The sequence below is a fragment of the Haladaptatus ordinarius genome, from assembly GCF_054177595.1.
This window is the reverse complement of record NZ_JBPEHH010000011.1, coordinates 47,044-67,575: the sequence shown is the minus strand read 5'-3', so window position 1 is coordinate 67,575 and position 20,532 is coordinate 47,044. Positions and strand designations below refer to the sequence as shown.

The 20,532-nt window shown below is 65.6% G+C and carries 18 protein-coding genes; 11 read left to right on the top strand and 7 right to left on the bottom strand.

Annotation, left to right across the window (positions count from 1 at the left end; translation table 11 throughout):
- The first annotated feature begins 18 nt into the window (after positions 1-18).
- Complete coding sequence (gene dgoD / locus ACR3FF_RS06385; protein WP_458187054.1) at positions 19-1,194, top strand: galactonate dehydratase; 1,176 nt, start codon at positions 19-21, stop codon at positions 1,192-1,194.
- 114 nt (positions 1,195-1,308) lie between these two features.
- Positions 1,309-2,067, top strand: coding sequence for an HpcH/HpaI aldolase family protein (locus ACR3FF_RS06380; protein WP_458187052.1), 759 nt, complete (start codon positions 1,309-1,311; stop codon positions 2,065-2,067).
- Between the two features lie 18 nt (positions 2,068-2,085).
- On the opposite strand, the gene ACR3FF_RS06375 is transcribed toward ACR3FF_RS06380, so the two are convergent.
- The 3 genes from ACR3FF_RS06375 to ACR3FF_RS06365 all read right to left on the bottom strand — a co-directional run bounded on the left by ACR3FF_RS06375 (position 2,086) and on the right by ACR3FF_RS06365 (position 5,791).
- Positions 2,086-3,042, bottom strand: coding sequence for a mannonate dehydratase (locus tag ACR3FF_RS06375; protein ID WP_458187050.1), 957 nt, complete (start codon positions 3,040-3,042; stop codon positions 2,086-2,088).
- A gap of 68 nt (positions 3,043-3,110) precedes the next feature.
- Positions 3,111-4,454: a nickel pincer cofactor-dependent isomerase, group 22 gene (locus tag ACR3FF_RS06370; RefSeq protein WP_458187048.1), complete on the bottom strand. Its 1,344-nt coding sequence runs from the start codon at positions 4,452-4,454 to the stop codon at positions 3,111-3,113.
- A gap of 41 nt (positions 4,455-4,495) precedes the next feature.
- Positions 4,496-5,791, bottom strand: coding sequence for a nickel pincer cofactor-dependent isomerase, group 22 (locus tag ACR3FF_RS06365; RefSeq protein ID WP_458187046.1), 1,296 nt, complete (start codon positions 5,789-5,791; stop codon positions 4,496-4,498).
- Positions 5,792-5,947: 156 nt separating this feature from the next.
- Between ACR3FF_RS06365 and ACR3FF_RS06360 the strand changes: the two genes are divergently transcribed.
- The gene (locus ACR3FF_RS06360; RefSeq protein ID WP_458187045.1) at positions 5,948-7,165 is read left to right on the top strand and encodes a mandelate racemase/muconate lactonizing enzyme family protein; all 1,218 of its coding nucleotides are present in this window, start codon (positions 5,948-5,950) and stop codon (positions 7,163-7,165) included.
- Here ACR3FF_RS06360 and ACR3FF_RS06355 read toward each other — a convergent pair.
- Complete coding sequence (locus tag ACR3FF_RS06355) at positions 7,158-8,831, bottom strand: thiamine pyrophosphate-binding protein (RefSeq protein WP_458187043.1); 1,674 nt, start codon at positions 8,829-8,831, stop codon at positions 7,158-7,160. The two genes, ACR3FF_RS06360 and ACR3FF_RS06355, sit on opposite strands and share 8 nt — an antisense overlap.
- A 146-nt stretch (positions 8,832-8,977) precedes the next feature.
- Between ACR3FF_RS06355 and ACR3FF_RS06350 the strand changes: the two genes are divergently transcribed.
- Positions 8,978-10,195, top strand: coding sequence for a mandelate racemase/muconate lactonizing enzyme family protein (locus ACR3FF_RS06350; RefSeq protein ID WP_458187041.1), 1,218 nt, complete (start codon positions 8,978-8,980; stop codon positions 10,193-10,195).
- Here the strand turns inward: ACR3FF_RS06350 and ACR3FF_RS06345 are convergent.
- On the bottom strand, positions 10,192-11,364 hold the full coding sequence (locus tag ACR3FF_RS06345) for a hypothetical protein (RefSeq protein ID WP_458187039.1): 1,173 nt from the start codon (positions 11,362-11,364) through the stop codon (positions 10,192-10,194). The two genes, ACR3FF_RS06350 and ACR3FF_RS06345, sit on opposite strands and share 4 nt — an antisense overlap.
- 4 nt (positions 11,365-11,368) lie before the next feature.
- The gene (locus ACR3FF_RS06340) at positions 11,369-11,662 is read right to left on the bottom strand and encodes a hypothetical protein (protein ID WP_458187037.1); all 294 of its coding nucleotides are present in this window, start codon (positions 11,660-11,662) and stop codon (positions 11,369-11,371) included.
- Positions 11,663-11,760: 98 nt separating this feature from the next.
- Between ACR3FF_RS06340 and ACR3FF_RS06335 the strand changes: the two genes are divergently transcribed.
- Positions 11,761-12,117: a cupin domain-containing protein gene (locus tag ACR3FF_RS06335; RefSeq protein ID WP_458187035.1), complete on the top strand. Its 357-nt coding sequence runs from the start codon at positions 11,761-11,763 to the stop codon at positions 12,115-12,117.
- Between the two features lie 97 nt (positions 12,118-12,214).
- Entirely contained in the window at positions 12,215-13,663 is a 1,449-nt protein-coding gene (xacF, locus tag ACR3FF_RS06330) for a 2,5-dioxovalerate dehydrogenase (protein WP_458187033.1), read from the top strand.
- A 33-nt stretch (positions 13,664-13,696) separates the two neighbouring features.
- Here xacF and ACR3FF_RS06325 read toward each other — a convergent pair whose 3' ends face one another.
- Positions 13,697-14,566, bottom strand: a complete 870-nt coding sequence (locus ACR3FF_RS06325) for a fumarylacetoacetate hydrolase family protein (protein ID WP_458187031.1) — start codon at positions 14,564-14,566, stop codon at positions 13,697-13,699.
- Positions 14,567-14,811: 245 nt separating this feature from the next.
- On the opposite strand from ACR3FF_RS06325, the gene ACR3FF_RS06320 reads away from it, so the two are divergent.
- The 5 genes from ACR3FF_RS06320 to ACR3FF_RS06300 all read left to right on the top strand — a co-directional run bounded on the left by ACR3FF_RS06320 (position 14,812) and on the right by ACR3FF_RS06300 (position 20,519).
- Positions 14,812-16,134, top strand: coding sequence for a nickel pincer cofactor-dependent isomerase, group 22 (locus ACR3FF_RS06320; RefSeq protein ID WP_458187029.1), 1,323 nt, complete (start codon positions 14,812-14,814; stop codon positions 16,132-16,134).
- Entirely contained in the window at positions 16,124-17,428 is a 1,305-nt protein-coding gene (locus ACR3FF_RS06315; RefSeq protein ID WP_458187028.1) for a four-carbon acid sugar kinase family protein, read from the top strand. The genes ACR3FF_RS06320 and ACR3FF_RS06315 overlap by 11 nt, the downstream gene beginning before the upstream one ends.
- 27 nt (positions 17,429-17,455) lie before the next feature.
- Positions 17,456-17,806 (top strand): cupin domain-containing protein, encoded by a 351-nt coding sequence (locus ACR3FF_RS06310; protein ID WP_458187026.1) that lies wholly within the window; start codon positions 17,456-17,458, stop codon positions 17,804-17,806.
- Complete coding sequence (gene pdxA, locus ACR3FF_RS06305) at positions 17,803-18,822, top strand: 4-hydroxythreonine-4-phosphate dehydrogenase PdxA (protein ID WP_458187024.1); 1,020 nt, start codon at positions 17,803-17,805, stop codon at positions 18,820-18,822. Before ACR3FF_RS06310 ends, pdxA begins: the two co-directional genes overlap by 4 nt.
- Positions 18,823-18,995: 173 nt before the next feature.
- Positions 18,996-20,519: a hypothetical protein gene (locus tag ACR3FF_RS06300; protein WP_458187023.1), complete on the top strand. Its 1,524-nt coding sequence runs from the start codon at positions 18,996-18,998 to the stop codon at positions 20,517-20,519.
- Positions 20,520-20,532 lie beyond the last annotated feature (13 nt).

Below are 20,532 nucleotides of genomic sequence, written 5' to 3'. Positions count from 1 at the left end.
AGACAATTACAAACCAGCATGTCGGACGTACGCATCACTGACGTAGAGACGTATCTCGTCGCCAACCCCTGGAAGCCGTGGGTGTTCGTTCGCCTCGAGACGGACGCCGGCGTCACCGGCCTTGCCGAGGCGACGACGCACGACAAGCCGCGGACGGTCGCGGCGGCCATCGAGGAGATGAGCGACTACTTCGTCGGGAAGGATCCTTTCGACACCGAGCAGATATGGCTCGAGATGTACCGCGACGAGTGGTTCTCGAAGAACGTCGTCAACACGACCGTCTGCTCGGCGGTGGACATGGCCTGCTGGGACATCAAGGGCAAGTTGCTCGAGAAACCCGTCTACGAGCTCCTCGGCGGCAAGGTCCACGGCGACAGCCTCCGCGCCTACGCGAACGGCTGGTACACCGAGACTGACGGCGAGCCGGCGGGGTTCGCCGAGGCCGCCCAACAGGTCGTCGACGACGGCTACGACGCCATGAAGTTCGACCCCTTCGGGACGGCCTGGCAGCGCATGAGCAAGAAAGAGCTCAACCACGCGGTCGACATCGTCAGCGCGGTCCGCGAGGCCGTCGGGCCGGACGTCGACCTGCTCATTGAGGGCCACGGCCGCTTCACCGCCGGGCAGGCGGTCGACGTCGCCAACAGGATCGCCGAGTTCGAGCCGACCTGGTTCGAGGAGCCCTGCCCGCCGGACTCCATCAACAGCCTCCGCGAGGTCGCCGAGAAGTCGCCTGTCCCCATCGCGACCGGGGAGCGCCACATGAGCAAGCACGACTTCTTCGAACTCGTCACGCGCACCGACGTCGACATCCTCCAGCCCGACATCATGAACACGGGCGGCATCACCGAGTCGAAGAAGATCGCGGCCATCGCCGAGGCCGACCACGTGAGCTTCGCGCCGCACAACCCGCAGGGCCCGGTCGCGACGGCCATCTGCACCCACGTCGACGCCGCGGTCCCGAACTTCATGATCCAGGAGGTCTTCCAGACCTACGACGTCGAGTGGGTCGACGACCTCCTGGTCGACCCCGTCGCCATCGAGGACGGGCACATCCGGATTCCCGAGGGCCCCGGCCTCGGAATCGAACTCGACATGGACGTGGTCCGCGAGCACGAGTACACTGGTGAGGGGGTCCACACTATCAACCTCTTCGAACAGGGTTGGGAGAAACGCGAGGTCGACCAGCGGTAACCCCTATCGGCCGGCCGCTCGCCCACTACCGTCGATCGGTCGGCGATGAACGGATTCCCGTGCGCGGACCGCCGGCAGCGATACTTTGATGGGGGCCCGATACGCGTTTCACGTATGCCTACTCGGGCGCTCAGAGAACGGTTACTCGACGGCGAAACGACCGTTGGAACGTTCCAGCTCATCGACTCGCCGATGGTCTCGGAGATGGCGGGCCTCGCGGGGATGGACTTCGTCATCGTCGACCAGGAGCACGGCCCCCTCACGGCGGAGACGAGCGTGGGACTGTGCGCGGCCGCGGAGCGCGGCGGCGCCGCGCCCATCGTCCGCGTGCGCGAGAACAGCGAGGCGGAGATACAGCGCGCCCTCGACGTCGGCGCCGCGGGCGTCGAGATACCCCAGATAGAGACGCGTGCGGACGCAGAGGCCGCCGTGGACCACGCGCGGTTCGACCCGCTCGGCGAGCGGGGTCTCTCGCCGTACGTACGCGCCGGCGGCTACACCGGTCGGGACGACTACACCGCACGACAGAATGAGGAGACGACCGTCATCATCCACATCGAGGGCGAGCGCGGCGTCGACAACCTCGACGACATCCTCGCGGTCGAGGGCATCGACGTCCTGTTCCTCGGCCCGTACGACATGTCCCAGTCGCTCGGCATCTCGGGACAAGTGCGCGACGACCGCGTCGAGGACCTCATGCAGGAGGTCTGCGACCGCGCGGCCGAGGAAGACAAGGTGGTCGGAACGTACGCTGACGACCCGGAGATGGCTGAACAGTGGATCGACGCGGGCGCTCAGTACGTCGCTATCCACGTCGACGGTGCCATCCTGACACACGCCTTCGAGGACATCGTCGAGAGCGTCGATCGCTGAGGACGCCCGACGACACCATCAGTTCTCGGTCTGTTCGAGTAGCCCCTTCATGTAGCCGGTCGCGTAGAGTCGGCCGAGAGTCATGTAGCCGGGATTGTCGTTGTCCTCGCCGGCCATCGTGGGGACGTGGTCCGGGCGCGCGGGACCATCGAAGCCGATGTCGCGGTATGCCTCGATACAGGCGAGCATATCCGTCGGGCCGTCGTCGTGCCACGTCTCGACGAAGCGGTCCGCGTCGCCGTCCACGTCGCGAAAGTGGACGAAGTTGATGCGGTCGCCGAACCGGCGGATGGTCGCCGGGACGTCCGCGCCCATGGCCGCGAAGTTACCCTGACAGAAGGTGATACCGTTGTACTCGCTGTCGTAGAGGTCCAGGATGCGCTCGTAGTTCTCGACGCTCGTGACGATGCGGTCGACGCCGCGGACGTTGCCGAGCGGCGGGTCGTCGGGGTGGAGCGCGAGTTTCACGCCCGCCTCCTCGGCGACGGGTACGACCTCGTTCAGGAAGTACTCGAGGCCCTCCCAGAGTTCCTCGGCCTCGACGGGCGCGAGTTCTTGATCGGGGGCGTTCCGCATGAGTTCGTGGTCGTAGCCCGTGGTGAGCGACCCGCCGCGACTGGGGACGGCGGTCGAGGTGCGCGCCCAGCGCTTACCCGCCATCCAGTCGTACGCGACGACCGGGACGTCGAGTTCGCCGAGATTCCGGAGGTACTGCTTGAAGCGCGCTATCCCCTCGTCGCGGCCTGGGCGACCGAGACGGGTGTCGTCCGAGATCGGGACGCAGCCCTCGATAACCTCGACGTCGAGGCCGTAGTCGCGGAACCGCTGGGTCAGGTTGAGGAGTTCCTCGTACCGCCAGGGGCGGGACTCGTCGCCGATTTCGAGGGTGTGGACGACCGCGTTTTCGACGCCCATCTGCTTCGCTAGGTCCCACCGTTCGTCGCATTCCGGCGGGAGGATGAGTGCTGGTTCCATGCCGTGTCGGACAACTGCGGACGGTCCGGTATTGAGGTTTTCCCTCGGCACACCGCAGCGCGTCGGCCCTACTCGCCGGCGGGGAAGACGTCTTCGACGAACTGACCGTCGGACAGGGCGATGGGCTTGGGTTCGGAGACGACCCGGAGGTCGTCGCAGTCGCGCGCCTCGGCTAGCAGCACGGGCGAGGCGGCGAAGCGGCCCAGTCGCATCGTGTCGCGGATGCGGACGACCCGGGCCTCTTCGGGGGCGGTGACACCAATGGTCGAGAGACACGCGAGCAGGCCCGCCCGGTCGGTCTCGACGGCCGGGGGAAGCCGAGCGCCCCGGGGCGTCGAGGCAGTGAGAGCGTTCACGAGCGTGTCCGAGAGGTTGATGGCGTCGAAGAGGTCGGCGTGAATGAAATCGGCGGAGCCGACCCCCACGGCGTTCCCGTGAGAGGGCTCAGTGAGGCCGCGGACGAAGATTCGCCCAACGTCTGGCTTCTCGGGCGCCGGTTCGGGGCCAAACACCATCCGTCCGATGACGTTCGTGTCCATGCCCGCTCCGGAGACGTCCTTGCCCGTCCGGTCGACGACGAGGACGTCAACGTCGTCGAACGGAATCGTCGGGAAGTGGTCGTAGGCCGTCTCCAGGAGTTCGGCCTCGCGGTCGAGGAAGCCCTCGGGCGGGACGCCCTCGATTATCGCCGTGTCGTCGTGCTCGTCCTCGACGACGGCCACGCCGCCGCCGACGGGGAGTTCGTCGACGAGCAGCGACGTAATCTCGGGAATCATGTTCCGGAAGCTCCAGTCGATGGCCCACTCGTGGGCCGTCTTCGCGCCCCGCTGTTTCCCCATGCCGATGACGAGCATCTTCGAGAGCCCACTCTCGACGTCGCCCTGGAAGTCGGTGTGCGGTTTCACCCGGTTGACGGGGACGATGGCATCCGCCGCGGCGGCGTGCGCGTCGGCGTGGACTTCGACGCCGCGGTCCGGAGTCTCGCCGACGACTGTCGTCTCCATCGTCGCACGAATCTCGCAGCCGACGGCGGCCTCGGTAACTCCAAGCGATGCGAGCATCTCCCGCTGTCCCTCGGCCGTGGCGCCACCGTGGCTCCCCATTGCGGGGAACACGAACGGTTCGTACCCCAGGTCGCGGAGTTCCGAGACGACGCCGCGCACGATGGTTGGGATGTTCGCGATGCCGCGACTCCCCGCACCGACCGCGACCTCGCCGCCCTCGGGGATGGCCGCGAGGTCGAACTCGGCCACGGCGGCCGCGGCGTGGTCCGCGACGGCGTCCGTGGGAATCGGATCGGTCGCCCACACCTGCTCGACGACGCCGAGTTCGGGGAGCGGCTGGTCGCCGCAGGCTTCGATGACCGTCTCTTCGGAGACCGGTCTGGGCCCGGCAGTGTCACTCCTACGCATGACCGAGTAGTTTACCCTCTCCAGTAAAAACCTGGCGTCTGTTAGATTCGCTCGGTCTCCTCGAACACGGCCTCGCCGCCCTCGAAGGCGAGACGCTCCCACGCCTCGACCGTGACGTTCTCGGCCTCGCCGACGAGCGCCTCGGAGACGCGGAACTCCGAGAGGTGGCCGGTGTTTCGAATCCAGACGACGCGGATTCGTTCGGGGTCGTAGGGCCCGACGGAACCGAGCGCGGTCTTCAACGCGTGCTCGTCGGTCGGGAGGACGAGCGGGATGGCCGCCTTCGAGAGGGAGTTGCTCGTGATGATGTTCGTGTACACCTGGTTCAGGTCGAGTTCCTCGACCAGCGACCGGCTGGTCACGTCCGCGAGGCCGATGCCGGCGCCGTTCCCGTGGGTCGCTTCGGTGAGGCCGCGGACGAAGATGCGCTTGATGTCCGGAAACTCCGGGTCGTCGGTGTTCAACACGTCGTAGCGACCGACGACGTTCGTGTCCATGCCCGCCCCGGAGACGTCCTTCCCCATCTCGTCGACGACGAGCACGTCGAGTTCGTCGTACGGCAGTGTCGGCATGTACTCGTAGGCGCGTTCGAGTAGCGGCCCCTCCCCGTCTGGGAGGTCCTCGACGGGGATGGCCGTCACCTCCGCGAGCCTGTCGTGGAAGTTCTCGACGAGCGCGACGCCGCCGACGAGATTCGATTCGGCGCGGATGACGTCGAACGCGTCGCGCAGTACCATCTCGTACCCCTCGACGAGGGCGTGTTCGTGGGTCTTCTGGGCGCCCCGCTGCTTCCCGAGGCCGATGACTGCCATCTTCGTGAGACCGCTCTCGAACGTGCCGCGATAGTTTGTGTGCGCCTTGACCCGGTTTATTACCAGGGTCGCGTCCGCCTCGAGGGCGGCCGTCGACCAGTTGACGGGGAAGCCGTGGTCCGCCTCCCCGAGCACGCTGGTCTCCATCCGTGGGTCGATGGGACAGCCGAGGCGCTCCTCAGTGATGTCGTAGGAGGCGAGGACCTCGCGCTGGCCCTCAGGGGTGGCGCCGCCGTGGCTCCCCATCGCGGGGACCACGACCGGGTCGAATCCTCGTTCGTCGAGTTCGCTCACGACGGCGGCGGCGACGCCGTCGATTCGGTCGATACCGCGGCTGCCGACGCCAACCGCGACGGTGGCGCCGTCGCCAAGTCGGTCGAGGGGAAGCGATTGAACCTCGTCGCGTGCGACAACCGCCGGGTCGTCGAGTTCCGGGGTCGTCGGTTCGTAGCGTACCCGGGCGAACTGGGGCGGCGACACGTCGTCGACGACGGGGTCGATATCGTCTGCGTCCGGGAACTGCATACCCCTGGTCGGTTCGGAACCCACTTAAACGGTAGTGCTATCTGGTACCCAGTGGCAACGGTTATTAGGGTTTGGTCCGGTCATGTGAACGTCACCCATGCGAGCCGACGCAACGACAGTTGGATGCGAGCGGAACAGCCACGGGAGGTCGCCCTGATGCGAGACTTCTCGAACCACGCCACCAATCGCGCCCCGGACCGCGACGTCGAGATCACCGACATCGAGACCGCCGTTGTCGAAGGGAACTTCGAGTGGAACCTGGTGAAGGTCCACACCGACGCCGGGGTCACGGGCATCGGCGAGTCGTACCGCGGTGGGACGGTCACGGACATAATGGAGTACACGAAGCGCTTCCTCGTCGGGGAGAACCCGCTCGATCCCGAACGCATCTTCCGTCGCATCGTCCAGGACATGTCGGGCCACGGCGGGACGACTGGCAAGGTGGTGACCGCCGCGTCCGGCATCGAGATCGCCTGCTGGGACATCATGGGGAAGGTCCTCGGCGTCCCGGTCTATCAGCTGCTCGGCGGGAAGTACCGCGACGAGGTCCGCATCTACGCGGACTGCCACGCAGGCGAGGCCTTCGAGACGGAGGACGGCTACGTCGCCCACCACGACGAGGAGGCCTACCGACCCGAGGCGTACGCCGAGGAGGCCGAACGCGTGGCCGACATGGGGTTCACCGCGCTGAAGTTCGACCTCGACATGGAAATGGACAACTCCCCTGACCCGTACAACGGGCGGGTGTCGAACCGTGCCATGCAGCGGAAGGTCGACATCGTGGCGGCGGTCCGCGAGGCCGTCGGCTACGACATCGACCTCGCGTTCGACGTCCACTGGGACTACTCGCTAGACAGCGCGAAGCGAATCGCGCGGAAGATGGAGCCGTTCGACCTGATGTGGCTCGAGGACGTCGTCCCGCCGGAGAACATGGAGGCCCAGTGCGAGGTGGCCCGCGCGTCGAGCGTGCCGCTCGCGACCGGCGAGAACCGGTTCCGCGTCCACGAGTTCAAGGATCTCCTCTACGACTTCGGCGTCGACGTCATCACGCCTGACCCATCGACCTGCGGCGGCCTCGCCGAGTCGAAGGCCATCGCGAACCGCGCCGAGGAGAACTACATTGCCTTCTCGCCGCACAACGTCTGCAGTCCCATCGGGACGATGGCCTGCGTCCATCTCGGAGCCTGCATCCCGAACTTCGACGTGCTGGAGTACCACGCCCTCGAGGTCGACTGGTGGGACGACCTCCACACGGGCGACCCCCTCATCGAGGACGGGTACATCGAGGTCCCCGAGACGCCGGGACTCGGCATCGAGTTCGACGAGGACGTCGTCGAGGAGCACCTCCTCGACGGCGAGTCCGGCTTCAGCTGAACGAGAGGTCGGTCTCGTAATCCGCGACCGCCGTCGCGGACGGCTCCTCCGTCTCGACCGTCACGCTGATGAGTTCCGGCCCCGACCGACGCTCGACGGCGGCCGCGACGGCCTCACCGGCGGCCGCCGCCGTGTCGACGCTGGTGGCTCGCACCCCGAACCCATCGGCGATTTCGGCGAAGTCCGGGCGGTCCCATGTGAACTCGTGCTCGTCGGTGTACTGCATGATATTCGGCGACTTCGAGATGATGCCGTAGTCGGCGTTGTCCGAGACCACGACGACGACGTTGAGGGCGTACTCGGCGGCCGTGTGGAGTTCGTGGATGCACATCATCAGGCCGCCGTCGCCGGTGAGGCAGACGACGGGCTGGTCGTCGTCGCGACCGGCCGCCACGCCGATCGCCGCCGGGAGTCCGACCCCCATTCCGGCCCACGACCCGGCGGTAACGAGCTGGTCCGGGTCGTACGTCTCGAACAGTTGCATCGTCCAGAGCCGGAACCCGCCGACGTCGGCCGTGACCGGCGACTCGCGGGGCGTGGCTTCGCGGACCGCCGCGAGGAGTTCCGGCGTGTTGGCGGGACTATCGCCGTCGAAGAGGCCGAGGTCGTCGAGGTGCGTCCGGTACTCCGACCGGACCCGTGGGGCGACGTCGGCGCCACTCCAGCCGTCCCCGCCACGGCCGTCGAGTTCCTCGAGGAGGCGGTCGCCCGCGTGGGTGACGTCGTCGAGGATAGCGACGTCGGCCTCGTAGCCGGCGTTCACGTCGTCGGGGTCGAGGTTGACGTGGACGAGTGTCTCGCCCAGGGGGATGTCCCAGTGGGCCGTGGTGACGCTGTCGAAGTCGGTGCCGAGCGCGAGGACGACGTCGGCGGCGGCGAGCGCCTCGCGCGCACCGGCGGGCGTGGGACTCCCGGTAACGGCGAGCCAGCGGTCGTCGTCTTCGGGGAAGACGCCTTTGCCCTTGTAGGACGTGATGACGGGGGCGTCGAGGGTCTCCGCGAGGTTCCGGACGACGCGGGGGCCGTCGGGCGACCGACGCGACCCTCCGCCGGCGTAGATTACCGGGCGTTCCGCGTCGGCGAGGAGTTCCGCAGCCTCGGGGTAGGTGTCGTTCTCGTACGCGACCCGTTCCGGCGTCACGCTCGCGGCGGGCGCTTCGATCTCCTTCGCGAGAATCCCTGAGGGGACGCCGAGCCGAACCGGGCCGTACGGCGGGGTGAGCGCAGTCTCGATTCCACCCTCGACTCGATCGACGAGGTCGAGTTCGGTCTCGACGGTCACGTTTCGCTTGACGACGTTGTCGAAGGTGTCGGGTTCGATCTCGTGGATGGGATGCTGTCCGCGTTCCTCGGGATTCGCATCGGCGGAGACGTGCAGAATCGGGACGCAGTCCTCGTAGGCGTTCTTCAGGCCGTGCATCGCGTTCGTGTCGCCGGGGCCGGGTACGGTGAGCGTCGCCGCGGGTCGACCGGTCGTCTCGTAGTACCCCCAAGCTATGTGGGGGACGGCCGTCTCGTGGCGGGCCATCAGGTACTCCATCTCCTCGCGCTGCACGACGGTCCGATCGAGGGGAAGCGTCTGGGTCCCGGGAAGGCCGACGAGCAGTTCCACGCCCGCATCGACCAACGCATCGTACACGAACTCACCACCGGTTCCGTCTACCATGCCAGCGCGTTGCATACCATCCCACAAAGAGGTATCCATCCGGCGTCAACCGCGGACGATCCTCTCCGTGTCCGTTCGCCGACGTCCGCGCGACGAGAGACGGAACGCGGGACAAGAGTTACTTTCCATCGCCCTGAGAAACGGGTATGCGACTCTCCGAGATAGCAGTACACACGCTCTCCTCGCCGATCGAGCCCTCGCAGGAACGCCGTTTTCACGGTGGTGTCCGTCGTCTCCACAAACGCGACTTCGTCCTCGTCCGTGTCGAGACGGCCGACGGCACCGTCGGATACGCACCAGGTGCGGCGACGAGTTCCGCAATGCGTGAGTACTTCGACGGCACCGCCCACGACGACTTCGCGGCGCTCGTCGAGAACCGGGTCCGCGACGCCGTCGCGGAGACGAAGATAGCGTCGCCCGAGGATATCGCCGGGGCCGTTGGGACCCTCGACCTGCCCACGAAAATCGAATCGGAAGCCATCGGCGTCATCGACGTGGCCTATCACGACATTCTCGGCAAGCAACTCGGGGCGCCGGTCTACGACCTGCTCGCCGACCGCGAGGTCGACCCAGACCCGCTGGAGTTGTACGCCAGCGCGGGGATGTACATGGAACCGGAGGGCTACGCCGAGCAGGCGCGGACGCTTCAGGAGCGAGGCTTTGGGGCCTACAAATACCGTCCCGGCCTCGGCGCCGAAGCCGACGTGCGAACCCTCGAACTCGTCCGTGACGCCGTCGGCGACGACATGGCTGTGATGGTCGACGCCCACACGTGGTGGAAACTCGGAGAGAACTCCTACGACTTCGAGGAGGTAGTCGAACTTCTCGACGCTTTCGAGGGCCACGGTCTCTACTGGGTTGAGGAGCCGGTCGAACCGGCCGACTACGACGCCTACGAGCGACTCGCCGAGCGGACTGCCCTTCCGCTGGCGGGTGGTGAGAGCGAAGAATCCGTCGAGGGACTGCTTCGGCTGGCCGAGACCGGCGTCTCGTACCTGCAGGGCGACACTCGTCACCACGCCGGTTTTACCGGGTGTTGGCGGGCCGTCCAGACCTGTTCCGCCCGCGACGACGTCACGTTCGTCCCGCACAACTTCGGCACGCACCTCGGACTGGTCACCAACGCACATCTCGTCGCCGCGTCACCCGAGTCGCCGATGCTCGAGTACCCCGTATTCGGTGAGGACGAGGGCGGGATGTACCCCTTCCCGCTGGCGGAGGACGTTCTCCACGATTCGCTGACGATAGAGAACGGCACCTTCGACGTGCCGGACGCTCCCGGACTCGGGGTCGATGTGAACGAGAGCGTCGTCGAAGAGTATCCCTACGTCGAGGGGCCCTGGACGGAGTTCGTCTACGACTAGGTGGTAGTACCGTTCGCCGTCGAATTGTTCGTCACCTGCCGGTCGGTCACGCCGTCGGTGTCGATCCACCGGAAGGTGATTTCGTAGTCCGACTCCGGCAAGTCGATTGAGAGCGAGATGTCGCCGGTCCCCGAACGATGACTGCGGAGCGCGCCCGCAACCGCACGGATGTCGTCCGCTCCCTCGCCGATTCCTTGGTCGTCAGCCCGACTCTCCAGGGTGGCCGCGATACTGTCTTCAACTTCGCGTAGATTGCCTTCGATGCGGCCGACGCGTCGCTCCTGCGCGTCGGTCAACTCCCGCTCCCGGAGCCCGGTCAGCGTCGAGCGAGTGTCACCGGCGACTCTGAGAGCGACCTGGCCGGTTCTCACGAGGCGGGCGGAGTTGTTGTCGGTCCACCTGACTTCGACGACCGACTCCTTGAGAATGGTGACGCGGAATCGGGCCTTCGCGATGGCGGCGTCCGTTTCGCTCGTTCCGGGGTCGACCGTCGAACGGGCGTCGTAGGAGGCCAGAGCGACTTTCTCTAGTGGATTATACGAATCGGAGGGATAGCCGGCGGCGGCAACCGTGCCGAGACCGAGGCCGGTCGTCGTCAGGATGGCGACGGCGAGGACGACACGGAGGCCGCCTACGATGGGTTTGCGCTGGCGCATCGGGTTTGCCCACGATTGGTCGAAGGAGGTCTTCAGGTCCTTCGCAAGGTCACTGGCGAGGTCTGCCGTCCGTTCTGAAGCGCCCGCGAGGACGAGGCGACCGGAAGCGGTCACGCGTACGAAGGAGTTGTGGAACCCAGCGTGCGTGACCGAGAGCCCGGCTCCCTCCGGGAAGTCCTCGGCGGCGACGCGCTCGTAGCCGTCGGTGGCACGGACGGTGTCGCGGACGACGTCGAGGACCTCCTCACGACTAGGATACGTCTTCGTCGACGTGAAGTACCGGTCCTTGGCTCCGGCGCGCGCGTCCTCGGCCTTGGCCTCACGGCGGGACTGATAGACGGCGTGCTTCGCGGCGGCGATACCGTCCGGCACGACGGCCACGACGACGCCGAACACGGCCACCCACACGAATGGTTCGAGGCCGGCGCTGGCACCGTACTCGAGGGCACCCCACGCCGCGCCGGCGAGGAGCACCAGCCCACTGCCAACCGCAGTTGCCCGGAGTTTGTTCATATATTCACCGAGTGTACGTGCCGAGGACCAACTGTTTGATCTTGCCGACGAGACCGACGTCTCGTCGTTGCCGTTCCTCTTCGAACAGCGGTTCCAGCTTCTCGTAGAGGTCGTTCTCGTCCTCGAATCGGTCGAGGTCTCCCTGCGCGAGGAGTTCACCGAGCATCATTGATTCTCCCTTCTCGTTGATAGAGACGTTCGTGAGAGCGTGTTCCCGCTCGAGTCGCGTCACGGAGACTGGGTAGGACCACCCCTCTTCCTCGACGAGTTTGGCGACCTTCTCGGGTCCGGGTATCATATATTGTGATAGACTGCCGTACGGGTATAAATCTTACAACGTCCCGGGTTCCTCTCGTCCATACGCTTTTTACCGTCGAGCGAGCAGGAAGAACAAGCATGGAACCCACGTTCTTCGACGAATCGGAGATCTACGAACGAGAGGAAGGCTGGCGGCGAGTCTCGATGGCCGGGAGCGAGCGGTTCAGCTTCGAGTGGTTCGAGAACCCCCCAGGGCACAGCTCCCTGATGTACGACCACGAGAACGAGCAGGTGTGTCTCGTTCTCCAAGGCGAACTTACCGTCTACATCGAAGACGAGGAGGTCACTCTCGGGGAGCACGACTCGGTGTGGCTCGATTCGTGGGAAATCCACCGCGTTGAGAACACCGGTGACGAGCGCGCCGTCGGCATCGACGTGTTCGCACCGGGCCGCTCGTTCGACTTCTGGCTCGACCGCGAGGACGCGGACGACTGACCGATCCGACGGCCGATTCTCGGCGGACGCCCATCTGCCGACGGAACGACTACCGGAACCAAAAGCCTCGTTATCAATGCGCTTGAATCGCTGATGTATGCCAGACGTTAGACGAAACTACGTCTCGGGTGAGTGGACGGAGTCCGAAACCGGCGAGACGTTCGAGGCCACGAATCCTGCCAACTCGAACGAGGTCGTCAACGAGTACCAGCGGTCAAGTCGTGAGGATGCCGCCGAGGCCGTAGCGGCGGCCGCCGACGTCGAAGCCGAGTGGGGCGAGACGCCCGCGCCCCAGCGGGGCGCGATACTCCGCGAGACGGCGAAAATTCTCGAGGGCCGCAAGGCGGAACTGACGGAACTGCTCACCACCGAGGAGGGGAAGACCCACGCCGAGGCCGGCGGCGAGGTCCAGCGCGCCATCGACATCTTCTACTACTTCGCCGAGAAGGCGAACGACCTGGGCGGCACAGTCAAATCCGCTAGCGGGCAGCACACCAACCTCTACACACGGACCGAGCCGGTCGGCGTGGCCGCACTCATCACGCCGTGGAACTACCCCGTTGCGATTCCCGCCTGGAAGCTCGCACCCGCGCTCGCGACCGGGAACACCGTCGTCATCAACCCGGCGTCGCTCGCTCCCGGCGTCGCGCTCGGTATCTTCGAGGCGCTCGACGAGGCCGGCATCCCGGACGGCGTCGCGAACCTCGTCACCGGTCCTGGCGGTGAAGTCGGCGACGAAATCGCGTCCCACGAGGATGTCGACGCCGTCTCGTTCACGGGGAGCGGCGAGGTCGGCAACTACGTCTATGACACCGCCGCCGACAGCCAGAAGCGCGTCCAGACGGAGATGGGCGGCAAGAATCCGACGCTGGTCTCGGCGTCCGCGGACGTCGAGGAAGCCGCAGACATCGTCGCCGCGGGCGCCTTCGGCGTGACCGGACAGGCCTGTACGGCGTGTTCCCGTGCCATCGTCCATGAGGACGTCCACGACGACTTCGTCGAAGCCGTCGTCGACCGGGCCGAGTCCATTGACGTCGGTCCGGGCGACGAGTACGAGATGGGTCCGCAGATCAGCGCTGACGAACTCGATAGCACCCTCGATTACATCGAGGTCGCCGAGAAGGAAGGAGCGACCCTGTCGACAGGCGGTGGAACGCCCGAGGGCGACCGCTTCGGTGACGGCTACTTCGTCGAGCCGACGGTCTTCACCGACGTCGAATCTGACTACCGCATCGCCCAGGAGGAGGTCTTCGGTCCGGTGCTGGCAGTCGTCGAGGTCTCCGACTTCGAGGAGGCGGTGAACGTCTGCAACGACGTCAAGTACGGGCTCTCCGCGAGCATCGTCACCCAGGACCACTCGGAGGCGAACCGCTTCGTCGAGGAGGCCGAGGCGGGCGTCGTGAAGGTCAACGAGAAGACGACGGGCCTCGAGCTTCACGTTCCGTTCGGCGGGTTCAAACGCTCCTCTAGCGAGTCGTGGCGCGAACAGGGCGACGCGGGTCTCGAGTTCTACACCATCGAGAAAACCGTCTACGACAACTACTGAGTGGGTCGAACCGCCGCTCTCGGCATCGACGTTTCACACCTGGACGACGGGGTTCGACAGCGTTCCGATCGACTCGATGTCTATCGTGACCGTGTCGCCCTCCTGCAGGTTGAAGTCGTCCGCCGGGACGATCGACGTCCCGGTCATCAGAACGGCGAGTTCGGGGACCGCGTTGTGCCGCGTGTAGTGGCGGGTGAGCTCCTCACAGGACCGGATCATCTCGTCGGTGGACGTCTCACCTGAGAAGCACGTCTCGCCGGCGCGTTCGATGGTCATCGACATCGCGAGGTCCTGAGGGTCCCCGACCGTGTTCGGACTCGCTACCGCCGGCCCGACGGCTGCACATCGATCGTAGACCTTCGCCTGCGGAAGGTAGAGCGGGTTCGTTCCTTCTATGTCGCGGCTACTCACGTCGTTACCGATGGTGTACCCAACGACGTCACCCTGGTAGAGGACGATTCCCAGTTCCGGTTCAGGAACGTTCCACTGGGAATCCTCGCGGACACCGATGGCCTCGCCCGGACCGACGGTCCGCGACGGCGTGGCTTTGAAGAAGATTTCGGGGCGCTCGGCCTGATAGACATCGAGATACATGTCGGGCATCCCGCTCTCTTCTTTCCGGGCCTGCTCGCTGATCTCGTAGGTGACGCCGGCCGCCCACACCTCGTCGGGGGCGAATGGGAGGCCGCGATTCGTGGCCACTTCGTCGGGATCGACCGTCGGGGCGGACTCGACGAGCCTCGCGGCCACTTCGTCGGCGGTCGTCTCCATGACGGCCGCAGTGCGCAAGAGGTCGTCGAACCCCGATAGTTCCGCCTTCACGGAGCTCAGGTCGTAATACCGGTCGTCCGTCTCTGCGACGAGGTGTCCCTCAGCACCGCGGGCCAACTGGTAGTAACGCATGTAACTAACCACTGCAGACACCTTATAAAGTTCTTATGTCATGAAGTAACACGGTGGGGACGACCGTCTCACCCGAAGGACCGGGACGCCCGGGCCTCCCTCGCCCGGCGTAATTTTGGTCGCGCCGTGCAGCGGCAGACAGGAGCACCGGAGTCAACGTGTCGTCTACCGATTCCGGCGTACAGCGCAAGTACACCTCGTCGACCGAAGACAGAACTAAGGCGGCCGGCGAGCGAGAATAAGTCATGGTGACCCTCGACATCCCCAGCCCGGAACGGCTCGAGAGCGTCAACGACGTGACGGTAGAGCAGTTTCCGCAGTTCGCCCACGCCAGACGCCATCGGGACCCGCCCCGGATAGCCGACGTGTCGGCGGCGACGCGAGCGGCCGTCGGCGACATTCCGGCGTTCGATGACCTTGAGGCGGGCGCGGAAGTCGCGATCACCGCCGGGAGCCGGGGAATCCACGACATGCCCGAACTGCTGGAGGCCACCGTCGCCGAACTCGACGAGCGGGGGTTCGACCCGTTTGTGATTCCTGCGATGGGGAGCCACGGCGGCGCCACCCCCGAGGGCCAGCGCGAGGTCCTCGCCTCCTACGACATCACCGAGGAACGACTCGGCTGCGAGATTCGCGCCGCCATGGACACCGATATGGTCACCGAAGATGACGAGGGGTGGCCCGTACCGGTCTCGACGGTCGCACTCGACGCGGATGCGGTTCTGCTCGCGAATCGGGTGAAACTTCACACGGACTTCCGGGGTGATGTCGAGAGCGGCCTCACGAAGATGGCAGTCGTCGGTCTCGGGAAGCAACGCGGGGCCGAGGTGATGCACAACGAGGCGCTGAACCGCGACTTGGGAACAGTCATCCCCGAACGGGCGGGAATTATCTTCGAGAAGGCCCCCGTCGTGGGCGGTATCGCTCTCGTCGAAAACGCGAACGACCGCGCGGCGATCATCGAAGGAGTGCCGGTCGAGGACATTCCCAAGCAAGAGTCGGAACTCCTCGACCGCTCGCGCGAACTGTTCCCTGACCTTCCGGTCGATCGTCTCGACCTTCTCGTCGTCGACAAAATCGGGAAGGATATCTCGGGCACTGGGCTGGACACGAACACGGTCGGTAGGTACATGTTCGGCGACGAACCGGAGCCGGAGGTGCCGGACGTCACGCTCATCGCGGTCCGCGGCATCACGAAGGCCTCGCACGGCAACGGCATCGGGATGGGGCTCGCCGACTTCGTCCACGAGGACCTCGTCGCCGACCTGAATCTCGAGGACGTGTACATGAACATCGTCACGAGCGGCGAACCTGCCCGGGCGCGCATCCCCATCGTCGCCCCTTGCGACCGAACGTTGCTCGTCCTCGCCGCCTCCATGACTGGCGTCCGCGATCCGACCGATCTTCGCGTCGGCTACATCGCGAACACCCTGGAGCCCGACAACCTCTACGTCTCCGACCCCGTCGCAGACGAACTCGAATCGCGGGAGGACGTCACCGTCGGCGAACGTGAACGGCTGTCCTTCGACGAGGCGGGCGACTTCGACTTCCACTTCGATGACCACTAACCGCACCCTCGTCGTCGCCGACGACTTGACCGGCGGGACCGACACGGGCCATTCATTCGCTGCGCGGGGCTATGAGACGGTCGTCCGCATTGACCCCGACTTCGACGCGCCCGACGCGGCGGTCCTCGTCGTCGACACCGACTCGCGCTACGTCGGGCGCGACGAGGCAGCCGTGAGAGTCCGGGACGTCGTCGCGTCGACGGCGGCGGCGGTCGTCTACAAGAAGGTCGACTCGACGCTCCGCGGGAACCTCGGCGCCGAAATCGTCGCCGCCTACGACGCGATGGAGGCGGACGCCGCCGCCGTCGCGCCGGCGTTCCCCTCGAACGACCGCGTGACCGCGTGCGGCCACCACCTCGTCGGCGGCGAACTCGTCACGGACACCGAGGCGGGAAACGACCCGGACAGTCCCATCGAGACCTCGCACCTGCCCGGCCTCCTCGGGACGCAGATTGACGACCCCATCGTCCACGCGGACGTCGAACGCGTCGCCTCCCGGACTGCGGTCGAAGCGCTCTCACGGGAAGACGACGGTTCGACGGACGCCGACGCGGCGGACGCCCGTCGAATCGTCGCGCTCGACGCCGTCCACGACGCACACCTCGACGTCGTCGCCGAGGCCGCACGCGACCACGACGGTGATGTCCTGTTGGTCGGCAGCGCCGGCCTCGCCGAACGCGTCCGTCTTCCCGGCGTTCCGACGGCCGAGCGACCCACCGTCGCCGCCGACCCGACGGGTACCGCTTTCGGCGTCGCGGGAAGCGTGAACCCCAAGACGTTGACCCAGCTGGCCGAGCTTTCCGAGCGTCAGATCGTCGACCTCGACGGTGCTATGGCCGTCCGAGCCCCCGCCGAGGCCGGGACGACCGCGGCCGAGGAGTGCCTCGAACGGTTCGAGACGGAACCGGCCGTCGTTCTCGCGTCGGCGCGCGCCCGGAGCGACGTCGAAGCGACGCTCCAGTCGGCGAGCCAGGTCGACGTCTCCGAGCGGGCGGCCCGCGAGCGGGTGACCGCCGCGCTCGGCACGGCCGCCGTGCACGTCTGGGCGGAGCGCGAACCACGCGGACTATTTCTGACCGGAGGGGCTGTCGCGAAAGCCGTCCTCGGCGAACTCGAAGCGGGCGGAATCGCACTCCGCGGCGAGGAGATCGCCGTCGGCGTCCCTGGAGGCGAGGTTCGCGGTGGGCGTGCCGACGGGACGCCCGTCGTGACAAAGGCAGGGGCGTTCGGAGAGGACTCCACCGTCGTCGACGCGTTGGAGTACCTCCGGCGAATCCCACAGGGGAGCAAGTGATAAGGGACTCTCTGCAAACATGGCCGTATGGAAATCGATTCCTACGATGCACGCGATGCCGTCGAGAACCCCGACGGCGTCCACCTTGCGCAACTCGCCGCGGGTGACCGGGCGAGCGTCCAGCACTTCCGAATCGAACCGGGTGCCGGCGTGGAGACTCACAGCCACGAACACGAGCAACTCGGGTTCGTGAACGAGGGCGAACTCGTCTTCACCGTCGGCGGTGAGGAGCGCATCGTTGAGGCCGACGACGCGTACGTGATTCCCGCGGACGAGCCGCACGCGGCCGAGAATCGTGGTGACGACGCCGTCGTCGGTATCGAAGTGTTCGCCCCGGCGCGCCAGACGCCTCCCTGGACCGAGGAGGGCGACTCATGAGTGGCCGTCGCCCGCGCCTCGGAATCACGATGGGCGATCCGTCTGGAATCGGCGCCGAGGTTTCAGTCGGAGCCTACGAGACTGCCCGCGATATCGCCGACGTCCTCGTCGTCGGCGACGCGGACGTGATGCGAAAAGCTGCGCGGGCCTGCGACGCCGACCTCGCGGTCAACGCCATAGACGACGTCACCGAAGCCCGGTTCGAGGCGGGCGTCATCGACGTTATCGACCTCGACAACGTCGATTCGGCAAACCACGACTGGGGTGACCTCCGGGAAGAGTACGGGAGTGCGAGTCTCGAATACATCGAGCGAGCGATCGACCTCGCGATCAACGGCGACATCGACGGCATGGTCACCGCACCCATAAACAAACAGGCGACGCGGAAGGCCGGGAGTGAACACGCCGGGCACACGGGACTGCTCGCGGCACGGACGGGGGTCGACAACTACTCGATGATGCTCATCGAGGAGCACCTCCGGGTCACGCACGTCAGCACGCACGTTCCGCTCCGCGAGGCCTGCGACCTCGTCACCACGGAGAACGTCCTCGAAACGATTCGCGTCACCCGGGAGGGGCTCCGGGACCTCGGTCTCGAGGACCCGACCATCGCCGTCGCGGGTCTGAATCCCCATGCGAGCGACGGCGGACTCCTCGGTGACGAGGACTTGGCGGAAATTGCGCCGGCCGTCGAGCGCGCCCGCGACGAGGGCATCGACGTGGAAGGGCCCGGATCTTCCGATACGGTCTACGTGCATGCAGCACGGGGCGACTACGACTGCGTCGTTTCGATGTACCACGACCAGGGCCACATCCCCATCAAGCTCCTCGGGTTCAGCGAGGGTGGCGAGGTCAGCGGCGTGAACATGACCATTGGTCTGCCTATCGTCCGGACGAGTGTCGACCATGGGACGGCGTTCGACATCGCAGGTCAGGGAATCGCCTCGCCTCAGAGCATGGTCGACGCCATCGAGGTCGCCACGACGGCCGTCCGGAACCGGCGGACGCAGGAGTGACCGATCCCCGGCGCTCGTTTTACTCCCCATTCATACCGCATTGGCGCCCTCGAATACTTTTACGACGCTAGTATAATAGAACGCTGAAACACCCTAACTTAATTAACTCTAATTATAGAAATTATTGCCTTAATAGTTAGATATAAATTTCCCAAAATGAGTTATCAATTCACATGCCAAACGGTAGTGAGTCATTCGACCGCAGAGACTTGTTGAAAGCTACGGGCGTCGTTGGGGCTGCGGGCCTCGCCGGTTGTATCGGCGGTGACCAGTCTAGCGATTTCACGGAACAGGCGAAGAAAATCGGCTTCACGGATGGCTGGAAGAAGCGTCGCATGACGTCGCTTGACGAGTGGCCGCTCGAAAAGCGCAAGCAGGTTCCGCCGGAGAGCAAGCAAGCTAGCGCCAATGCCTGGAAGAAAAGCGGCGCCATCAAGAGCCAGCCGTGGACGCCCCCCGAAGGCTGGAAGGACACGGCCGCCGGTGACGTCGACAAGATCCAGATTCTCAATTTCGGGTCGTTGAAATACGACCCCGCGACGGCCGCGACACACGCGATGTTCGAGTCGCAGACGGGTATCGAGCTTGACCCACTTGAGATCGTCGTCGACCAGGCCATTCCGAAGGAGACAGCGTTCCTCCAGGCCGACAAGGCCAAACCCCAGATGTTCTCCGTGGTCATCACTGACTCGCTCTCATCGTTCGTTGCCGGCGAGCACCTCCAGCCGATCGACCCGTTGATGGGCGACGACGCGATGTGGGACCCGGTCCAACCGGTGGCGAAGCAGACATTCAACTACAACAACCACCTCTACGCCGGGCCGAACATTCTAGAGGGAAGTCTCGTCCACACTCGCCCGGACCTCTTGAAGGAGCAGGGCGTCGACGACGCGACTATCAAGAAGATCATGGACGGGTCGTGGTCCTGGGACGACCTCGAGACGGCGATGAAGGCGTTCGAGGGGACGGGGACGTACGCGTGGGCGTACCGCGGTTCCTCCCGTGTCTATACGCTTCGCGACTTCATGAAATTGTTCTATCAGGCCGGTGGATCGTTCGCCAACAGCGATGGTAAGGTGAAGGTCAATACCAAGGCGGGCCACACCGCCCTCGGGAAGATGGTCAAGTGGCGCGAGAAGGGTTGGGTTCCCAACGAGGTCGTCAACTACGGCCAAGGTGACCTCGCCGACGGGTTCCTGTCCGGCCAGTTCGCGATGGTTCCGGTCTTCGGTGACCTGGTGCCGAAAGCACTGGAGAAGTACAAGAAAGGCGACCAGTACCGGCCTACGCTTAGCCCGAAAGGTGGCAAGGACGTACCGAAACCGACGCGCGCAGGCATCGCGTCGCCGGCCGGGGTCTCCGTCAATTCGAACGCAAGTACGGGTGAGAAACTCGCGGCGATGCTCTACCTAGATGCGCGGTTCAGCCACCCGTCAGCTTGGTTCGAATTCGTCGTCGAGGGCAACCAGAGCTATGTGAACAAGGTCTACGACGAGGCGTCACAGACGGGTGCTTCAGCGTTCGCAGACATCCGTGGCAAGCAGATGAAGCTCAACAAGTCGGAAGTGTTCCCCCAGGAACGCCCAATCAAGCAGCGGGTCAGCCAGGAATGTCAGAAGGCCATCGCCGGCGACATCTCCGCCAAGAAGGCGCTCGACAACGCCCAGGACTTCATCAACACTGTCACCGGCCAGTAATCGGCTAACACTC